The sequence below is a fragment of the Streptomyces sp. NPDC059994 genome, assembly GCF_042737755.1.
In the GTDB taxonomy this organism is placed as follows: domain Bacteria; phylum Actinomycetota; class Actinomycetes; order Streptomycetales; family Streptomycetaceae; genus Streptomyces.
Genome location: NZ_JBHWUR010000027.1, coordinates 14,381 through 32,325, shown reverse-complemented (window position 1 = coordinate 32,325; position 17,945 = coordinate 14,381). Strand labels below are relative to the sequence as shown.

The window sequence follows — 17,945 nt, the reverse complement described above, 5'->3', positions numbered from 1 at the left end:
GGTTACGGGATGGTTGCCGTTTGGCGGTACGTCAGGTTTTGCCCCCGGCCGCCGTACGCTCGTACACATGACGACTGACCCCGCCGCACCCGGCCCCTCCGGACGTGAGATCCAGACCCTCGACGAGCTGACCCACCCCCAGGCCCAGGAGGTCCTCGCGCTGCTCGCCGAGGCCGCAGGGGCCGACGGGCAGCAGGCCGTGTCCGAGCAGGGGCGGCTCCAGCTGCGGGGCGGCCGACGGCCCGGAATCCGCCATTTCCTGCTCACGGTCATCACGTCCGAGGGGTCCCAACTGATCGGGTACGCCCAGCTGGAGGACACCGACCCCGTCGAGGCACCGGCCGCTGAGCTCGTCATCCACCCCGCCCACCGCGGCCGCGGCCACGGCCGGGCGCTCGGTTCGGCGCTGCTCGGCGCCTCCGGCAAGCGGCTGCGGGTGTGGGCGCACGGCGGGCACTCCGCCGCCCGCCACCTCGCCCAGGTGCTGGGCCTCACCCTGTTCCGCGAACTGCGGCAGATGCGGCGGCCGTTGAGCCCGCCGGACATCGCCGAGCCGGTGTACCCGCCGGGCGTGAGCGTACGGACCTTCGTGCCCGGCGAGGACGACGCCCAGTGGCTGGCCGTGAACGCGGCGGCCTTCGCCCACCACCCCGAGCAGGGCGGACTCACCCAGCGCGACCTCGACGACCGCAAGGCGGAGCCCTGGTTCGACCCGAAGGGCTTCTTCCTCGCCGAGCGCGACGGCCGGATCGTGGGCTTCCACTGGACGAAGGTGCACGCCGCGGAGAGGATCGGGGAGGTGTACGTGGTGGGGATCCGCCCGGACGCGCAGGGCGGCGGCCTCGGCAAGGCGCTCACCGCGACGGGGCTGCGCCACCTCGCGTCCGAGGGGGTGCCGACCGCGATGCTGTACGTCGACGCGGACAACACGGCGGCGGTGACCGTGTACGAGCGGCTGGGGTTCGCCGTCCACGAAGTGGATCTCATGTACCGCACGGAGTCCTGACGCCGTCCTGGGAGGGGTGAGCGTCGGAGGCGCTGTCTTTCGGGTGCGGACCGTGCTTGGCTGGTCGCTCCCCCACGTTCTCGGCTTCGCTCGAACAGGGGGACCCTCCGTCGCGGCGGAGCCGCACGGTGTCACCGACCCGCGCCCCTGAAGGGGCGCCCGTGACGGGCTGCCGATTCCCGCACGTCATGTCCTCGTTACCGGGCATTCAGACACGCTTGCGACGCTCACTCAATGCAGCCCGAGGTGCCACCCTCCCGGAACGGGACCGCCGCCCGCCCCAAGGCGCTCACGCCTGCCCGCTCCGACTGGCTCTCCGACGCGCCTGACAGCGGTCCGGCGCGGAAGAATGGGTTTATGAGCCAGCAGCCCAGCGCCGAGGTCCACCTCCAGCCCGCCTCCCAGCCGTCGGTCGGTTCCATAGCCGCGCACCGGCCGCACACCCTCGCGGCCGCCGTCTCGGACCTGGAACCGGACATCGACGCGGATCTGGACGGCTACGAAGGGTACGAGCGCGACCGCGAGGACGCGCCCGGGGAGGACGAGCTGCCCTCCGGGCGCTTCCTGGACCGCGAGCGCAGCTGGCTCGCGTTCAACGAGCGCGTCCTGGAGCTCGCCGAGGACCCGGCCACGCCCCTCCTCGAACGGGCTAACTTCCTGGCGATCTTCGCCTCCAACCTGGACGAGTTCTTCATGGTCCGGGTGGCCGGCCTGAAGCGCCGTATCGCCACCGGCGTCGCCACCCGCTCCGCCTCCGGGCTCCAGCCCCGCGAGGTCCTGGACCTGATCTGGACCCGCTCGCGCGAGCTCATGGCCCGGCACGCCGCCTGCTACCAGCAGGACGTGGCCCCGGCGCTGGCCGACGAGTCGATCCATCTGATCCGCTGGCCCGATCTGACCGAGAAGGAGCAGGCGCGGCTCTTCACGCTCTTCCGCCAGCAGATCTTCCCGGTGCTGACCCCGCTGGCCGTGGACCCCGCGCACCCCTTCCCGTACATCTCGGGGCTCTCGCTCAACCTCGCCGTGGTCGTGCGCAATCCGGTCAGCGGCCACCGCCACTTCGCCCGGGTCAAGGTGCCGCCGCTGCTCTCGCGGTTCCTGGAGGCCTCCCCGCAGCGGTACGTGCCGCTGGAGGACGTCATCGCGGCGCACCTCGAAGAGCTCTTCCCGGGCATGGAGGTGCTGGCCCACCACATGTTCCGGGTGACCAGGAACGAGGACCTGGAGGTGGAGGAGGACGACGCCGAGAACCTCCTTCAGGCGCTGGAGAAGGAGCTGATGCGGCGCCGCTTCGGGCCGCCGGTCCGCCTGGAGGTCGAGGAGTCGATCGACCCGTACGTCCTGGACCTGCTGGTGCGCGAGCTGAAGATCAGCGATGCCGAGGTGTATCCGCTGCCCGGCCCGCTCGACCTCACCGGCCTCTTCGGCATCGCGGCCCTGGACCGGCCGGAGCTGAAGTTCCCCAAGTTCGTGGCCGGAACCCATCGCGACCTCGCGGAGGTCGAGTCGGCGTCGGCGCCGGACATCTTCGCCGCGCTGCGCGAACGGGACGTGCTGCTGCACCATCCGTACGACTCGTTCTCCACCTCGGTCCAGGCGTTCCTGGAGCAGGCGGCCGGCGACCCGGACGTGCTCGCCATCAAGCAGACGCTGTACCGGACGTCGGGCGACTCGCCGATCGTGGACGCGCTCATAGACGCCGCCGAGTCCGGCAAGCAGGTCCTCGTCCTGGTCGAGATCAAGGCGCGCTTCGACGAGCAGGCCAACATCAAGTGGGCCCGCAAGCTGGAGGAGTCGGGCTGCCACGTGGTGTACGGCCTGGTCGGCCTGAAGACGCACTGCAAGCTGTCGCTCGTGGTGCGCCAGGAGGGCGAGACCCTGCGCCGCTACTCGCACGTCGGCACCGGCAACTACCACCCCAAGACCGCCCGGCTGTACGAGGACCTGGGGCTGCTCACCGCCGACCCGCAGGTCGGCGCCGACCTCTCGGACCTCTTCAACCGGCTGTCCGGCTACTCGCGCCGCGAGACCTACCGCCGTCTCCTCGTCGCGCCCAAGTCCCTGCGGGACGGCCTGGTCTCGCGCATCAACAAGGAGACGGCCCACCACCGCGCCGGGCGCCCCGCCTACGTACGCATCAAGGTCAACTCGATGGTCGACGAGGCCGTGATCGACGCCTGCTACCGGGCCTCGCAGGCCGGGGTGCCGGTCGACATCTGGGTGCGCGGCATCTGCGCGGCGCGCCCCGGGGTCACCGGGCTGTCCGAGAACATCCGGGTGCGGTCGATACTCGGGCGCTTCCTGGAGCACTCCCGGGTCTTCTCGTTCGGCAACGGCGGCGAGCCCGAGGTCTGGCTGGGCAGCGCCGACATGATGCACCGCAACCTCGACCGCCGCATCGAGGCGCTGGTCCGGGTCATCGACCCGGCCCACCGCGCGGCTATCACCCGGCTCCTGGAGACCGGCATGTCGGACACCACCTCCTCCTGGCACCTGGGCCCGGACGGGGAGTGGACCCGGCACGCCGCCGACGCCGACGGACAGCCGCTGCGCCACGTACAGGAGATGCTGATAGACGCCCGGAGGCGCCGGCGTGCTACGCCATGAGAAATCCCCGGGACCGGAGACCGCGGGGGACGTCCTGTCCCCGTATCTCCACGCGCAGGCGGGGGAATTCCTGCGCAGCCTCCGCCTCCACCGCGAGGCGGGGCCCGACAACGACGGCACCGAGGAGGCCGCGCGGGCGCTGCGGCGCGCCGCCCGCCGCATCAGCGGCACGCTGCACACCTTCCGCCCGCTGCTCGACCCGTCCTGGGCCGAACCGCTGCGTACGGAACTGGCCTGGCTCTCGGCCACGCTGGCCGGGGAGCACTCCTGCGCGGCCCGGCTCGCCCGGCTGCTCGACGGCCTCCAGCGGCTCTCCGGCAGTCAGCCGGTGCCCGCGCCGCGCGGTGAGTCGGCGGCCGGGGCGCTGGCGGTGGGCGCGGCACGGGCGGGGGCGCTCCTCGACCGCCAGCTGACGCTGGCCCGCACCCGGGCGCACTCGGCGGCCCTGCAGGCGCTTGGCTCCTCCCGGTTCCACGCGGTGGCCGACGCGGTGGCGCTGCTCGCCAGCGAGGTGCCGCTGTCGAGCTCGGCGGCCGCGTACGCGGTGGAGGTGCTGCCGTCGGCCGCCCAGCTCGCCGAGCAGCGGCTCGCGGAGGCGGTGGCGGCGCTGCCGCTGGCCCGCGCGGCCCATCCGTACAACGCGGAGGCCCTGGCCCAGCCCGGCGAGGCGCAGGACGCCCCCTGGCACCAGGTGCGGCTGCTGCTGCGGCTGCACCGGTACGCCCAGGAGGTGCTGCGCACCGGCCTGCCGCACGAGGACGACGACCGGCTGCTGCGGGCCGGGCGGGCGCTCGACCGGCACCGGGACGCCTCGGAGGCGGCCGCCGCCGCCGCGGCCGCTGCCCGCACCCCGAGGATCGCCCCGGCGACGGCGTACGCCCTCGGGGTGCTCCACGCCGATCAGCGCCACGAGGTGGAGGCGGCCCGGTTCGCCTTCCAGCAGATCTGGCAGCCGATGGCGGCGGTGACGGCTCAGGTGAGCGCGCCGACGGTGACCGCGCCGACGGTGACCGCGCAGTGAACCGGGAAGGGCGGGTGCAGGCGGCGGGCTGCGTCCTGTGGCGGCGCTCGACCTGGGGCGACCGCGGCCTGGAGATCTGCCTGGTCCATCGGCCGAAGTACGACGACTGGTCGCACCCGAAGGGCAAGCTCAAGCCGGACGAGGAACCGCTCGCGGGGGCGGTCCGGGAGGTCCTGGAGGAGACTGGACACACCTGTGCGCCAGGTGCCCGGCTGCCCACCGCGTACTACGACGACGCGCAGGGCCGCCCCAAGGTGGTCGACTACTGGGCCGCCGAGGCGGGCGAGGGGCGTTTCGTACCCAGCGACGAGGTCGACCGGGTGCTGTGGCTGACCCCGGCGGCCGCCCGCCACCGGCTCACCCAGCCCCGCGACCGGCAGCTGGTCGACGCGCTGCTGGACGCACTGCACCGGACCTGACGGGAAGCCGGGCCCTGCGCGACACCCCGGGGACACCCTCCGGCGGGGTGCCGTTCACCCGCGCGGCCCGCTGAACACAAACCGATAACGGTCGGCACCGCACTGTCCGACACGGTTCACCTTCCGTTCACCCTCCTCCGTCGGCGGCTTCACCTGTTCTGCCTAATTTCGGCCTTACACGGTGCGGGGCGACCCGCACGACCGGACATCTCCTCGCACGCCGCCGTACAACGAACGGACACCGGCGGCTTCTGGAAGGAACACCCGAAAGTGAAGCTTCAGCGCAAGAACCGGCTCCGCGCCACCGCTCTCGGCGTCATCGCCGTGTCCAGCGCCCTGGCCCTCACGGCGTGCGGCAGCGACGACAACGACAAGGGTTCGAGCTCCACCGGCGGCACCGGCAAGACGAGCGCCGCGTCGAACATCAAGTGCGACGGCGCCAAGGGCCAGCTGCTGGCCTCCGGCTCCTCCGCCCAGAAGAACGCCATGGACCTCTGGGTCAAGAACTACATGGCGGCCTGCAAGGGTGTGGAGATCAACTACAAGGGCTCCTCGTCCGGCGAGGGCATCATCGCCTTCAACCAGTCCCAGGTCGGCTTCGCCGGCTCCGACTCCGCGCTGAAGCCGGAGGAGGTCGCCAACTCCAAGAAGGTCTGCACCGGCGGCGGCCAGGGCATCAACCTCCCGATGGTCGGCGGCCCGATCGCGGTCGGCTACCACCTGGAGGGTGTCGACAGCCTGGTCCTGGACGCCCCGACCGTCGCCAAGATCTTCAACAGCAAGATCAAGAACTGGAACGACGAGGCGATCGCCAAGCTGAACCCGTCCGCCAAGCTCCCGGACAAGGCGATCCAGGCCTTCCACCGCTCGCAGGACTCCGGCACCACCCAGAACCTCGGCAAGTACCTCGGCGCCACCGCCAAGGCCGACTGGCCGTACGCGCCCGAGAAGAAGTGGCCGGCCCCGGGCGGCCAGGCCGCGGCCGGCTCCTCCGACGTCGCCGCGCAGGTCAAGCAGACGGACGGCGCGATCGGCTACTTCGAGCTCTCGTACGCCACCGCGCAGTCCATCAAGACCGTGGACCTCAACACGGGCGCCGCCGCCCCGGTCAAGGCCACCCCGGAGAACGCCTCCAAGGCGATCGCCGCCGCCAAGATCAAGGGCACCGGCAAGGACCTGGCCCTGAGCCTGGACTACACCACCAAGGCCGACGGCGCCTACCCGCTCGTCCTCGTCACGTACGAGATCGCCTGCGACAAGGGCAACAAGGCCGACACCCTCGGCACGGTCAAGTCCTTCCTGACCTACACCGCCGGTGACGAGGGCCAGAAGATCCTGTCGGACGCCGGCTACGCGCCGATCCCGGCCGAGATCAACGCCAAGGTCCGCGAGACCGTCGCCGGCCTCCAGTAACACCTGTCGGGCCGACGGACGACCGCTGAAGCGAGCGTCCGGAGGCCTCCGGGGCGGGGGTCCCGATCCGGCCCCCGCCCCCACCATCCGGTGCACCGCCGCCAGGGGACACCTGCCGTCCCCGCCCACAGACCGGAAAGATCAATGGCTTCCATAACCACGAACCCCCCGCCGCCACCGGCGGCTCCGGCCCCCGCCCTGCGCCGTAAGCCCACCGGCCGCGCGGGCGACAAGGTCTTCCTCGGCCTCTCCCGGGGATCCGGCATCTTCCTGCTCGTCCTGATGGCGTCGATCGCCGTCTTCCTGAGCATCCGCGCCGGGATCGCCATCTCGAAGGACGAGGGCAACTTCCTCACCACCTTCGACTGGGACCCCGCCGCGCAGAAGCCGGTCTTCGGCATCGCCGTCCTGCTCTTCGGCACGGTCGTCAGCTCGATCATCGCGATGGTCATCGCGGTTCCGATCGCTGTCGGCGTCGCGCTGTTCATCTCGCACTACGCGCCGCGCAAGCTGGCCTCCCCCCTCGCCTACGTCGTCGACCTGCTCGCCGCGGTCCCGTCGATCATCTACGGCATCTGGGGCGCCCTCGTCCTCGTGCCCCATCTCGCAGGCCTGAACTCCTGGCTCGACGAGTACCTGGGCTGGACGTACGTCTTCGAGAAGACCGAGGTCGGCGTCGCCCGCTCGCTCTTCACCGTCGGCATCCTGCTCGCGATCATGATCCTGCCGATCGTGACCAGCGTGAGCCGCGAAGTCTTCCTCCAGGTCCCGCGGATGAACGAAGAAGCCGCGCTGGCGCTGGGCGCCACCCGCTGGGAGGTCATCCGGATGTCGGTGCTGCCCTTCGGCCGCTCCGGCATCATCTCCGCCTCGATGCTCGGCCTCGGGCGCGCGCTCGGCGAGACGATGGCCGTCGCCACGGTCCTCTCCCCCAGCTATCTGATCTCCCTCCACCTCCTCAACCCGGGTGGCGGCACCTTCGCCCAGAACATCGCGGCGAAGTTCGACGAGGCCAACCAGCTCGGCCGGGACGCCCTGATCGCCTCCGGCCTGGTGCTCTTCGTCCTCACCCTGCTGGTCAACGGCGCGGCCCGCCTGATCATCGCGCGCCGCAAGGAGTACTCGGGGGCGAACGCCTGATGTCGAACGCAACAGTCAAGGACACCCGCCCCGCCCCGTCCGCGCCGCGCAAGGACAGCCTGAGCCGCCCGGGCCTGCCCCGCTGGGCCGGGGCCGCCTTCGGCGCCGCCGGCCTCGCGCTCGGCTGCGGCATCGGACTCGTCGCGGACCTCCACAGCAAGGTCCAGTGGGGCCTGCTGTCCGCGATCCTGTTCGTCCTCATCTCGTACGTGGTCACCTCGGTCGTCGAGAACAAGCGCCAGGCCAAGGACCGCGTCGCCACCAGCCTCGTCTGGGTGTGCTTCATCCTCGCCCTCGTCCCGCTGGTCTCCCTGCTGTGGACGACGATCAAGCGCGGCAGCAAGGCCCTGAGCGGGGACTTCCTCTCGCACTCGATGAACGGTGTCACCGGCTTCGAGCCCGGCGGCGGCGTCTACCACGCGCTGATCGGCACCCTGGAGCAGGTCGGCATCGCCACCCTGATCTCCGCCCCGCTCGGCCTGCTGACCGCGGTCTACCTGGTGGAGTACGGCAAGGGCGCGCTCGCCAAGGCCGTGACCTTCTTCGTCGACGTCATGACGGGCATCCCGTCGATCGTCGCGGGCCTGTTCATCCTGACCCTGATGCTGATGTTCGAGCTCAAGCCGTCCGGCTTCATGGGCTCGCTGGCGCTGTCGATCCTGATGGTGCCGGTCGTGGTCCGCTCCACCGAGGAGATGCTCAAGCTCGTCCCGAACGAGCTGCGCGAGGCCTCCCTCGCCCTCGGCGTGCCGAAGTGGCGCACGATCCTGAAGGTGGTCCTGCCGACCGCGATCGGCGGCATCACCACCGGCGTCATGCTCGCCATCGCCCGTATCGCCGGTGAGACCGCCCCGATCATGCTGCTCGTCTTCGGCAGCCAGCTGATCAACACCAACCCCTTCGACGGCGCCCAGTCCTCGCTCCCCTTCTACATCTGGGAGCAGTACCGGGTCGGCAGCGACGCGTCGTACGACCGCGGCTGGGCCGCGGCCCTGGTACTGATCGCCTTCGTCATGATCCTCAATCTGGTGGCCCGCGGCATCGCCCGCTGGAAGGCCCCCAAGACCGGTCGCTAAGGCGACATCTTGCGGCTCCGCCGCGCGGGGCCCCTCAGCGACCCTTTCTCGCACGCTCGAAAGAAGCAGTGATCCCCATGGCCAAGCGAATCGACGTCAGCGGCCTGACCGCGTACTACGGCTCCCACAAGGCGATCGAGGACATCTCGATGACCGTGGAGCCCCGCTCCGTGACCGCCTTCATCGGCCCGTCCGGCTGCGGCAAGTCCACGTTCCTGCGCACCCTGAACCGGATGCACGAGGTCACCCCCGGTGGCCGCGTCGAGGGCAAGGTGCTCCTGGACGACGAGAACCTGTACGGCAAGGACGTCGACCCGGTCGCCGTGCGCCGTACGGTGGGCATGGTCTTCCAGCGCCCGAACCCGTTCCCCACCATGTCGATCTTCGACAACGTGGCGGCCGGGCTGCGGCTGAACGGCTCGTACAAGAAGAACCAGCTGGCGGACGTCGTCGAGAAGTCCCTCAAGGGCGCGAACCTCTGGAACGAGGTCAAGGACCGCCTGAACAAGCCCGGCTCGGGCCTGTCCGGCGGCCAGCAGCAGCGTCTGTGCATCGCCCGCGCGATCGCGGTCGAGCCGGACGTCCTGCTGATGGACGAGCCGTGCTCCGCGCTCGACCCGATCTCCACCCTCGCCATCGAGGACCTGATCGGCGAGCTGAAGGAGCGCTTCACGATCGTCATCGTGACGCACAACATGCAGCAGGCGGCGCGCGTCTCGGACCGTACGGCCTTCTTCAACCTGGCGGCAGTCGGCCAGCCCGGCCGCCTCGTCGAGATCGACGAGACCGCGCGGATCTTCTCCAACCCGTCCGTCCAGGCGACCGAGGACTACATCTCGGGCCGCTTCGGATAGACCCCCAGCCGTCTGCGGTGCTGCATGGCGGTGCCACCGCAAGACGAAGGGCCCGCCTCCTGGTGTCAGGGGGCGGGCCCGCTTTACGTCTGAGGGTCACCCGGCGAATCACCCAGCACTTTCGGCCCCGAGCCACCCGGGTCACCCAGGGGCGGGGGCTGGACAGCACTTTCGCCCCGGATCCCCCGGGGTGCCCAGGGGCGGGGGCTGGGCAGCACATTCGGCCCCGAGCCGCCCGGGTCACCCAGGGGCGCGGGGGCTGCGCAGCACTTTCCGCCCCGGATCCCCCGGGGCGCGGGGCTGCGCAGCACATTCGGCTCCGAGCCGCCCGGGTTACCAGGGGCGCGGGGAACTGCGCGACCAGCCCCCACCGGCCCGCAGAGGAATCCCACACCCACCCCGGAGGGCCCCGCGCGACCAGAACCCACGGACGGCCCGGGGACGAAAAAAGGGGCCCGGGGCCAAAGCCCCGAGCCCCGAGCCCCCGAGAACGGCTCAGCCGAAGAAGACCCGCACCACGAAATAGCTCGCCGCCGCGACAATCGCAGCCGCCGGCATCGTGATGAACCACCCCAGGATGATGTTCTTCGCGACACCCCAACGCACAGCGTTGACCCGCTTGGTCGCCCCCACACCCATGATCGCCGAAGTGATCACATGCGTCGTGGAGATCGGCGCGTGGAACAGGAACGCCGAGCCGAACATGATCGACGCGCCAGTGGTCTCCGCCGCGAACCCCTGCGGCGGATCCAGCTCGATGATCTTGCGCCCGAGCGTCCGCATGATGCGCCACCCACCCGCGTACGTACCGAGCGACAGCATCGCCGCGCACGCGATCTTCACCCAGATCGGGATCTCGTCGCCCGCGGACTGCACATCGGCGATGACCAGGGCCATCACCACGATGCCCATCGTCTTCTGCGCGTCCTGGAGGCCGTGGCCGAGCGCCATGCCGGCCGCCGAGACGGTCTGGGCGATACGGAAGCCGCGCTTCGCCTTGTGCGGGTTGGCCTTGCGGAACATCCACAGGATCGCGCACATCACCAGATAGCCGACGACGAGGCCGACCACGGGCGAGATGAACATCGGGATGACGACCTTGTCGAGCACACCGTTCCAGTGGACCGTCGTGCCGCCCGCGAGCGCCGCGCCGACCATGCCGCCGAACAGCGCGTGCGAGGACGAGGACGGCAGCCCGAAGTACCAGGTCACCAGGTTCCAGATGATCGCCCCGACCAGCGCGGCGAACAGGATCCCCATCCCCTTGTTGCCCTCGGGGGTGGCGATCAGCCCTTCACTGACGGTCTTGGCGACGCCACTGCCGAGGAAGGCACCGGCCAGGTTCATCACAGCGGCCATCGCCAGCGCCGCGCGCGGGGTCAGCGCCCGCGTCGAGACGGAGGTGGCGATGGCGTTGGCCGAGTCGTGGAACCCGTTCGTGTACGTGAATCCGAGCGCGACCGCGATGGTCACGACCAGGGCAAAGGTGTCCACGAAGCTCAGGACTCCTTGACGGCGATGGTCTCCACCGTGTTCGCCACGTGCTCGAAGGCGTCGGCCGCCTCTTCGAGTACGTCCACGATCTGCTTGAGCTTGAGCACTTCAATGGCGTCGTACTTGCCGTTGAAGAGATGGGCGAGCAGCTTGCGGTGGATCTGGTCGGCCTGGTTCTCCAGACGGTTGACCTCGATCCAGTACTCGGTGAGGTTGGACATCGTCCGCAGGTTCGGCATGGCCTCGGCGGTCAGCTCGGCCGCCCGGGCCAGCACCTCGATCTGCTGCTCGACACCCTTGGGCAGTTCCTCGACGTTGTAGAGGACGACGAGGTCGACGGCCTCCTCCATGAAGTCCATGATGTCGTCGAGGCAGGAGGCGAGCTTGTAGATGTCCTCGCGGTCGAACGGCGTGATGAAGGAGGAGTTCAGCTGGTGGAAGATCGCGTGGGTGGCATCGTCCCCCGCGTGCTCCGCTGCCCTCATGCGCTCCGCGATCTCGGCCCGGGACGCGGAGTCCGCTCCGAGCAGTTCCATGAGGAGCTTCGAGCCCGTGACGATGTTGTCCGCGGATGCGGAGAACATGTCGTAGAAGCTCGTCTCCCTGGGGGTCAGACGAAAGCGCACGTGGGGTCCTCGGGGTGCTCTGGATTCGGTCAGGCTGATGCTAGGCGCATCATCCGGCCACGGCTAACCGGCGTACTTCAGTGTCGCCCATCAGGCACAGTGATCAGCACGGGCCCCCAGCCCGTTTCCGAGCCCGCTTTCGCAGGGTTCGTTACCCTATACCCACGAGGGGTATCCACCCCCTCTTCGCACAACGGGAGGACGCGATGACGACCACCGAGCCCGCCGAGCCGGACACCGTCCTCACGGACCAGCCGCACACGGTGCACGGCTACCACAAGCAGAAGGACGAGCACCTCAAGCGGCTGCGCCGCATCGAGGGCCAGATCCGCGGGCTCCAGCGCCTGGTGGACGAGGACGTCTACTGCATCGACATACTCACCCAGGTCTCCGCGTCCACCAAGGCCCTCCAGTCCTTCGCCCTCCAGCTCCTGGAAGAACACCTGCGCCACTGCGTGGCGGACGCGGCGGTGAAGGGGGGCGGGGAGATCGACGCGAAGGTGGAAGAGGCGACGAAGGCGATCGCGCGCCTGCTGCGCACGTAGGGGGCTGGGGCTGCGCCGCGCCGGGCACCGCCCGGCAGCCCGCCGGCCGCCCCGCCGCCGCTGTACGCAACCCCCCTCCGCCGCCGCTGTGGGCATGCGTGCCGCTGGGGCTGGGGTCCCCCTGCTTCCTTTGGGGCTTGGGGGAGGGTGGGCCCAGCGGCGCCCCCGTCCCGCCCCTGCTCCTTAGGGGCTTGGGGGAGGGTGGGCCCAGCGGCGCCCCCGTCCCGCCGGGCCGCGCACCCCGCTTTGACCCCGGCCCCGCCGTCCGCCAGGCCGAGATGCCCGTGCGGCCCGGCGGTCCGTTGTCCCCACCCTCCCCCAAGCTCTCGGCTTCGCTGGAGCAGGGAGGACCCCCATCGCCCTGCGGAACGCCTGCCCACAACGGGTAGGGCAGCCGTCAGACGCCAACGGGCGGAGGACAGACGGCGGCATGCCGGGGCCACCGGCGGAGGGGGCCCGACACGCAGGCCCACCACGTCAGCGAACCACCCCGGCCGCCTGGCCGAGAAGTGGCAGCCCGTCACGCACCGCCCGCCCCGTTGGCCTGATTCAGCCCCCGCCCCCCACACGCCCCTCCGGCTCGACCTTGAGTACCTCGTCGATCAGGTCCGGACTGAGCCGCTCCCCGTCCGCGGCCGACGCGGCGATCATCAACTCACCGCACAGCTCGATCTCGACGAGGGCCACGTGGTCCTGGACGGTTGTGCTGCGAAGCCCGGCCACGCACCTCACCCCTCTACCCCTCTTTCTGCCGTCGTCGGCTTCCTAGCGTAGGGAGGAGGACACACACCGCGCATGGCACGGACGGACCATTTCCGCCACCGCCCATGACTGAATTCCCGAACGCCCCCCGAACCCCTATGACTCGATCTTTCCGGCGTAGATGTCCCGAGCCGCCGGCAGCCGTACGGCCGCGGGCACCCCGAATCCGTACAGCAGCGTGGTCGAGGCGACCGCGACCGTACGCCCTCCGTTGACGTAACTGAACTGCTGGCGCAGCTTGCGCAGCAGCCCCTGCGCGTCGAAGTACGCGTCGAACGGCACCGCGCCCTTCGACCTGCCGAACCCTTTCGCCGCCGCCGCCAGCGATCCGCGCGCGTGCGGCCCGGCCGCGCCCGCCGCGCGGGGGATGTCGGCGGTGCCCCGGTAGTGCCGGACCCGGACGCCCGCCAGGTCCTCCTCGCCCATGAACCTCACCGCGCCCGCCCCGCGCAGCAGTTCGGCCGCGACCATCGGGTCGGTGACCCCGCCGGTGACCAGGTTGCCGTCGGGCAGCGTCGCCGTGTCGACCCGGACCCATTTGTCGGCGGGGACGCCCGCGCCCCGGTTCTTCATGTACAGCGCGCCGGGCGCGAGCAGTTCGGTGATCGGCCGGTGCGCCTGCGCGCCCGCCGCGTCCGCGGGCAGTACGACCTTCAACCGGCCCATGCGGCGCGTGAAGTCGTAGACCCCTTCGCCCCGGATCGTCACGCGCGTCCCGCCCACGGCCATCTCCATGGAGGTGCTGGTCTTGGAGCTGCGGGCCGTCACCAGGGCGTCGACGGCCCGCGCCAACACCTGGCCCGGCGCGGCCGTCTGCCCGTCAGGACCGGCGGAGCCCGGGGAGCCGTCGGCCCCGCACCCGGCGACGAGCACGCCCGCGGCGGTCACCGCGGCCACCGTCACGCCGGTCACGACGGCACCGGCGAAGCCCGCGCCACCACGCCTCTGCCGCCGCACCGTCATCGCCGTCAAACCCCCAACCGCTGTCCACGACCCGCCACACCACCCACCCCGCTTAACGACCGCGTCCCCACCCCGGTCACGCCCGCGCCCGGCCCTGGGTACCGTGGCCCGGTGCCCCACCAAGCCTCGGCCCCTGAGCACCGCACCACGACGACGGAACGCGGCAGCTTCGCCCACGCCCACTGCACCTGCGGCTGGACCGGCCCCGCCCGCCGCTCCCGCGACAGGGCGAGAACGGACGCGGAGCAGCACGAGTCGGCGGCCTAGGGCCGACCAGGACCGACCGGGGCCGACCGGGGCCTGGTCCTGTCCCGTTCGAAGAACGGGGACGGTTCGGAACCTGGCCGTCCGGGAAGACCTCCCCGCATGGACCGGCGTTCCCTCCTCGCCGCGGGGGCCGCGGGCGCCGCCCTCGCCGCCGTCACGGCGTCCGCCTGCACCTCCGGCGCCTCCCGCGAGCAGCCCTCGAACTCCCCCGGGCCGCCCACAGCCACCGGCGGCACCGGGCGGCCCTCCGCCAGCGCCTCCCCTGCCGCCTGGACCGCCCTCGCACGCTCGCTCGCCGGGTCCCTCGTCCGGCCCGGCGACGCCGCGTACCCGACCGCGCGCCAGCTCTACAACACCCGCTTCGACAGCCTGAAGCCGGCGGCCGTCGCGTACGTGGCGAACGACTTTGACGTCCAGGAGTGCCTGGCGTTCGCCCGCGCCCACCGCACTCCCGTCGCCCTGCGCAACGGCGGCCACTCGTATGCCGGGTGGTCCTCCGGCACCGGCCGTCTCGTCCTCGACGTGTCGAAGCTGAACCGCGTCCGGGCCGACGGCGCCACCGCCACGATCGGCGCGGGCGCCCGGCTGCTCGACGTCTACCTCGCCCTGGGCAGGACCGGCCGTACGATCCCCGGCGGCTCCTGCCCCACCGTCGGCATCACCGGGCTCACCCTCGGCGGCGGCCACGGAGTCGCCACGCGCGCGTACGGGGCGACCTGCGACAGCCTCACCTCCACGACCCTGATCACCGCCGACGGCAAGCGGCTCACCGCCGACGCCGACCGCGAGAGCGACCTCTTCTGGGCCCTGCGCGGCGCGGGCAACGGCAACTTCGGCGTGGTCACCGAGCTCACCTTCCGTACACACGACGCCCCGCAGGCCGTCACCGCGTATCTGACCTGGCCCTGGGCGAAGGCGCGGGCGGTGATCGAGGCCTGGCAGGAGTGGGGCCCCGACCAGCCCGACGAGATCTGGTCCGCCGCCCATCTCGCGGCGGCCGCGGGCGGCGCGAGGGCGGGGGCGGCCCCCACGGTCGACGTCTCCGCGTTCTCGCTGGGCTCCTACGGCGACCTCCAGAACGCCGTGGACCGCCTCGCCGACCGCGTCGGCGCCCCCGCCGCCTCCGTCTCGCTGCGCCGCCACGGCTACACCGACGCGATGCTCGCGTACGCCGGGTGCGCGGCCCTCTCCGAGGCGCAGTGCCATCTCGCGGGCGCCACCCCCGGCCGCACCCCGCAGGGCGCCCTCCAGCGCGAGACGTACGCCGCCCGGTCCGCGTTCTTCGACCGGGCGATCCCCGCCGCCGGGGTACGGGCCCTGCTCGCCAGGACCGAGGCCTTCGGGAGCGTGCCGGTGGGGCAGGGCGGCGGGGCGGGCAGCATGGCGCTCACGGCGCTCGGCGGGGCGCTGAACCGCGTGTCACCGACGGCGACGGCGTTCGTGCACCGCCGCTCGCGGGTGCTCGCCCAGTACATCGCCTCCTGGCGCCCGGGCACCCCGGGAACGGTCCAGCGGGCATGGCTGAATACCACCCATGACGCGCTGAGCCGGTACGCCAACGGGGCCGCCTACCAGAACTACGCCGACCCGGAACTGACGGACTGGCGCACGGCGTACTACGGCGCCGCCGCGCCCCGGCTCGCCGAGCTCAAGCGCCGCTACGACCCGACGCGCGTGTTCGACTTTCCCCAAGCGCTGTAAAGAGAGGGCATGGTGGCGAGGGCGAACCGAAGGGGCACGGTGGCGAGGGCGAACCGCCTTACGCCGCCAGGTCGTTCTCTCCCGGCCCCGCACCCGTCCCCGTCGTCCCCGCTCCCGACCGCTGCTCGGGCAGGTCCACGGCGAGCCGCAGCGAGGACTGGCCGGCGCGCCGCGACCGTACGAGACGGCCCAGCCGTGGCGACCGGGCCACCGTCGACACCAGCGGGGTCAGCAGCATCAGGGCGAGCGGCGCGAGCAGCAGCGTGACGGCGGTGCCCAGGGCGAAGCCACCGACCACGTCGGTCGGGTAGTGCACGCCCATGTAGACCCGGCAGAAGCCCTCGGCGAGCGCGAGCCCGAGGGCGAGGAGCCCGAACTTGCGGTGCGCGACGAATAGTCCGGCCCCGATCGCCATCGCCATCGTGGCGTGGTCGCTCACGAACGAGTAGTCCGTCTTGCCGTCCACCAGGACGTCGAGCCCCTTGTGGGAGACGAAGGGCCGGGGCCGCTCAACGAATCCCCTGATGGGGATGTTGACGAGCAGCGCGATCCCGGCGCCGAGCGGCGCCCAGACGAGGGCCGCGAGGGAGGCGAGGGCGCTCTCGCGGTCCTCGCTGCGCCGCAGGCTCGACCAGCACCAGAGCACGACGAGGACGAGGGCGAGCAGGATGCCGTACTCGCCGACGAACTCCATGACGCGGTCGAACCATGTGGGGGCGGAAGCGGCGAGTCCGTTGATGTCGTAGAGCAGGCTGACGTCCGGGTTCGACCCGTCCAGCGCGAGTCCAGCCATGCCGAGGCCCCTTGCCTGTGCGTGTAGCTACCAACCCCCGTGGTCAGTACTCCTGCGGTCACTGTCCACTGAACGGCCTGAACGGCCCTCGCGTTCCACTCTCCACGGAATGATCACTACGACGTTACCGAAGAGAGACTCATCGTCGCAGCTCACGGCCACGGCCTGACGGAGAGTGCCGACGAGATCCGGCCACTCCGTACCGCCGGTCACGTACCCGGTTTGAACGTCGGCAACGCGGCGGCGCCGTCCTTGGTGACCCGGGTCGCACCGAAGTAGTCCGGCGCGTCGATCTTGTCGAAGCGGATGACGGCGCCGGTGTAGGGCGCGTTGATCATGTAGCCGCCGCCGACGTAGAGGCCGACGTGGTGGATGGCGCGGGAGTTGGTGAGGTCGTCGGAGAAGAAGACGAGGTCACCGGGGAGGAGCTCGCCGCGGGAGGGGTGCGGGCCGGCGTTGTACTGGTCGTTGGCGACGCGCGGCAGCTGGATCCCGATGCTCCCGTAGGCGGCCTGCGTAAGCCCCGAACAGTCGAACCGCCCCCCTTGCTCGGCGGTCCCCTCCCCGCCCCAGAGATACGGCGTCCCGAGCTTCTGTTGCGCGTAGTAGATGGCTCCGGCGGCCTGCTGGGAGGGCTGGACGCGGGTGGTGGGGCGGGCGAAGCTTTTTTCGAGGGTGCGGATGGTTCTGACGTAGCCCTGGGTCTCCTTGTACGGCGGAACGCCCCCGTACTTGATGACGGCGTACGACCCCGCGTTGTACGCGGCGAGCATGTTGCTGCTCTGATCCCCCGGCACGTTCTTGACGTATCCGGCCAGTTCGCAGTCGTACGAGGCGGCGGACGGGATCGCGTCGGCCGGGTCCCAGATGTTCTTCTTGCCGTCGCCGTTGCCGTCGATGCCGTGTGCGGCCCAGGTGCCGGGGATGAACTGGGCGATGCCGCGCGCGTCGGCCGGGCTCTTGGCCGTCGGGTCCCAGCCGCTCTCCTGGTACAACTGGGCCGCGAGCATGGCCGGGTTGAGGGCGGGGCACAAATCGCCCCACTTCTGCACCAGCGGCTGGTACAGGGCGGGCACCGCGCCCTTGGCCAGGCCGACCGACTTGCCCGCGCCGAGCCCGGAGTTCAGCCCGGCCGCCGCCGAGTACGTGCCCACGACGAGCAGGGCGACGAAGCCCACGCCCGCCCCTGTCGCGATGCCTCCGGCCACCAGGAATTTACGCACCCCTCAACCCTCCCCCATCCGGGCCCGGTTCACCG

At 71.2% G+C, this 17,945-nt stretch carries 17 protein-coding genes; 11 read left to right on the top strand and 6 right to left on the bottom strand.

What is annotated here, in order from left to right:
* Positions 1-67: 67 nt before the first annotated feature.
* The 8 genes from mshD to pstB all read left to right on the top strand — a co-directional run bounded on the left by mshD (position 68) and on the right by pstB (position 9,536).
* The gene (mshD, locus tag ACFWA7_RS16385; RefSeq protein WP_385538428.1) at positions 68-1,006 is read left to right on the top strand and encodes a mycothiol synthase; all 939 of its coding nucleotides are present in this window, start codon (positions 68-70) and stop codon (positions 1,004-1,006) included.
* 357 nt (positions 1,007-1,363) lie between these two features.
* Complete coding sequence (locus ACFWA7_RS16380; RefSeq protein ID WP_385538426.1) at positions 1,364-3,613, top strand: RNA degradosome polyphosphate kinase; 2,250 nt, start codon at positions 1,364-1,366, stop codon at positions 3,611-3,613.
* On the top strand, positions 3,600-4,634 hold the full coding sequence (locus ACFWA7_RS16375) for a CHAD domain-containing protein (protein WP_385823520.1): 1,035 nt from the start codon (positions 3,600-3,602) through the stop codon (positions 4,632-4,634). The genes ACFWA7_RS16380 and ACFWA7_RS16375 overlap by 14 nt, the downstream gene beginning before the upstream one ends.
* Positions 4,631-5,053 (top strand): NUDIX hydrolase, encoded by a 423-nt coding sequence (locus ACFWA7_RS16370; protein ID WP_385538420.1) that lies wholly within the window; start codon positions 4,631-4,633, stop codon positions 5,051-5,053. Before ACFWA7_RS16375 ends, ACFWA7_RS16370 begins: the two co-directional genes overlap by 4 nt.
* A gap of 270 nt (positions 5,054-5,323) precedes the next feature.
* Positions 5,324-6,466, top strand: a complete 1,143-nt coding sequence (pstS, locus tag ACFWA7_RS16365; RefSeq protein ID WP_385538417.1) for a phosphate ABC transporter substrate-binding protein PstS — start codon at positions 5,324-5,326, stop codon at positions 6,464-6,466.
* A gap of 144 nt (positions 6,467-6,610) precedes the next feature.
* Positions 6,611-7,606 (top strand): phosphate ABC transporter permease subunit PstC, encoded by a 996-nt coding sequence (gene pstC / locus ACFWA7_RS16360; RefSeq protein WP_385538414.1) that lies wholly within the window; start codon positions 6,611-6,613, stop codon positions 7,604-7,606.
* Positions 7,606-8,682 (top strand): phosphate ABC transporter permease PstA, encoded by a 1,077-nt coding sequence (gene pstA, locus ACFWA7_RS16355; RefSeq protein ID WP_385538411.1) that lies wholly within the window; start codon positions 7,606-7,608, stop codon positions 8,680-8,682. The genes pstC and pstA overlap by 1 nt, the downstream gene beginning before the upstream one ends.
* Before the next feature lie 77 nt (positions 8,683-8,759).
* Positions 8,760-9,536: a phosphate ABC transporter ATP-binding protein PstB gene (pstB, locus tag ACFWA7_RS16350; protein ID WP_371653888.1), complete on the top strand. Its 777-nt coding sequence runs from the start codon at positions 8,760-8,762 to the stop codon at positions 9,534-9,536.
* A 495-nt stretch (positions 9,537-10,031) separates the two neighbouring features.
* Here the strand turns inward: pstB and ACFWA7_RS16345 are convergent, their stop codons facing one another.
* Positions 10,032-11,030 carry an anion permease gene (locus ACFWA7_RS16345; protein ID WP_385538407.1) on the bottom strand — a complete coding sequence of 333 codons (999 nt, stop codon included), beginning with the start codon at positions 11,028-11,030 and terminating at the stop codon, positions 10,032-10,034.
* A 5-nt stretch (positions 11,031-11,035) separates the two neighbouring features.
* Positions 11,036-11,656, bottom strand: coding sequence for a DUF47 domain-containing protein (locus ACFWA7_RS16340; protein WP_385538404.1), 621 nt, complete (start codon positions 11,654-11,656; stop codon positions 11,036-11,038).
* 206 nt (positions 11,657-11,862) lie between these two features.
* Here ACFWA7_RS16340 and ACFWA7_RS16335 point away from each other — a divergent pair, with 206 nt between their 5' ends.
* The gene (locus ACFWA7_RS16335) at positions 11,863-12,201 is read left to right on the top strand and encodes a metal-sensitive transcriptional regulator (RefSeq protein WP_067155185.1); all 339 of its coding nucleotides are present in this window, start codon (positions 11,863-11,865) and stop codon (positions 12,199-12,201) included.
* 549 nt (positions 12,202-12,750) lie between these two features.
* On the opposite strand, the gene ACFWA7_RS16330 is transcribed toward ACFWA7_RS16335, so the two are convergent.
* Positions 12,751-12,924 carry a hypothetical protein gene (locus ACFWA7_RS16330; RefSeq protein WP_385538401.1) on the bottom strand — a complete coding sequence of 58 codons (174 nt, stop codon included), beginning with the start codon at positions 12,922-12,924 and terminating at the stop codon, positions 12,751-12,753.
* A 135-nt stretch (positions 12,925-13,059) separates the two neighbouring features.
* Complete coding sequence (locus ACFWA7_RS16325; protein ID WP_385538525.1) at positions 13,060-13,926, bottom strand: hypothetical protein; 867 nt, start codon at positions 13,924-13,926, stop codon at positions 13,060-13,062.
* Between the two features lie 111 nt (positions 13,927-14,037).
* Between ACFWA7_RS16325 and ACFWA7_RS16320 the strand changes: the two genes are divergently transcribed.
* Together ACFWA7_RS16320 and ACFWA7_RS16315 are read left to right on the top strand one after the other, a co-directional pair.
* Positions 14,038-14,193: a hypothetical protein gene (locus ACFWA7_RS16320; RefSeq protein ID WP_385538398.1), complete on the top strand. Its 156-nt coding sequence runs from the start codon at positions 14,038-14,040 to the stop codon at positions 14,191-14,193.
* Between the two features lie 99 nt (positions 14,194-14,292).
* Complete coding sequence (locus ACFWA7_RS16315) at positions 14,293-15,894, top strand: FAD-binding oxidoreductase (RefSeq protein ID WP_385538395.1); 1,602 nt, start codon at positions 14,293-14,295, stop codon at positions 15,892-15,894.
* A 58-nt stretch (positions 15,895-15,952) separates the two neighbouring features.
* On the opposite strand, the gene ACFWA7_RS16310 is transcribed toward ACFWA7_RS16315, so the two are convergent.
* Together ACFWA7_RS16310 and ACFWA7_RS16305 are read right to left on the bottom strand one after the other, a co-directional pair.
* Positions 15,953-16,687: a phosphatase PAP2 family protein gene (locus ACFWA7_RS16310; RefSeq protein WP_385538392.1), complete on the bottom strand. Its 735-nt coding sequence runs from the start codon at positions 16,685-16,687 to the stop codon at positions 15,953-15,955.
* Positions 16,688-16,896: 209 nt separating this feature from the next.
* A complete protein-coding gene (locus ACFWA7_RS16305; protein ID WP_385823517.1) occupies positions 16,897-17,910 on the bottom strand; it encodes an NlpC/P60 family protein in 1,014 nt (337 codons plus the stop codon).
* Positions 17,911-17,945: the final 35 nt, after the last annotated feature.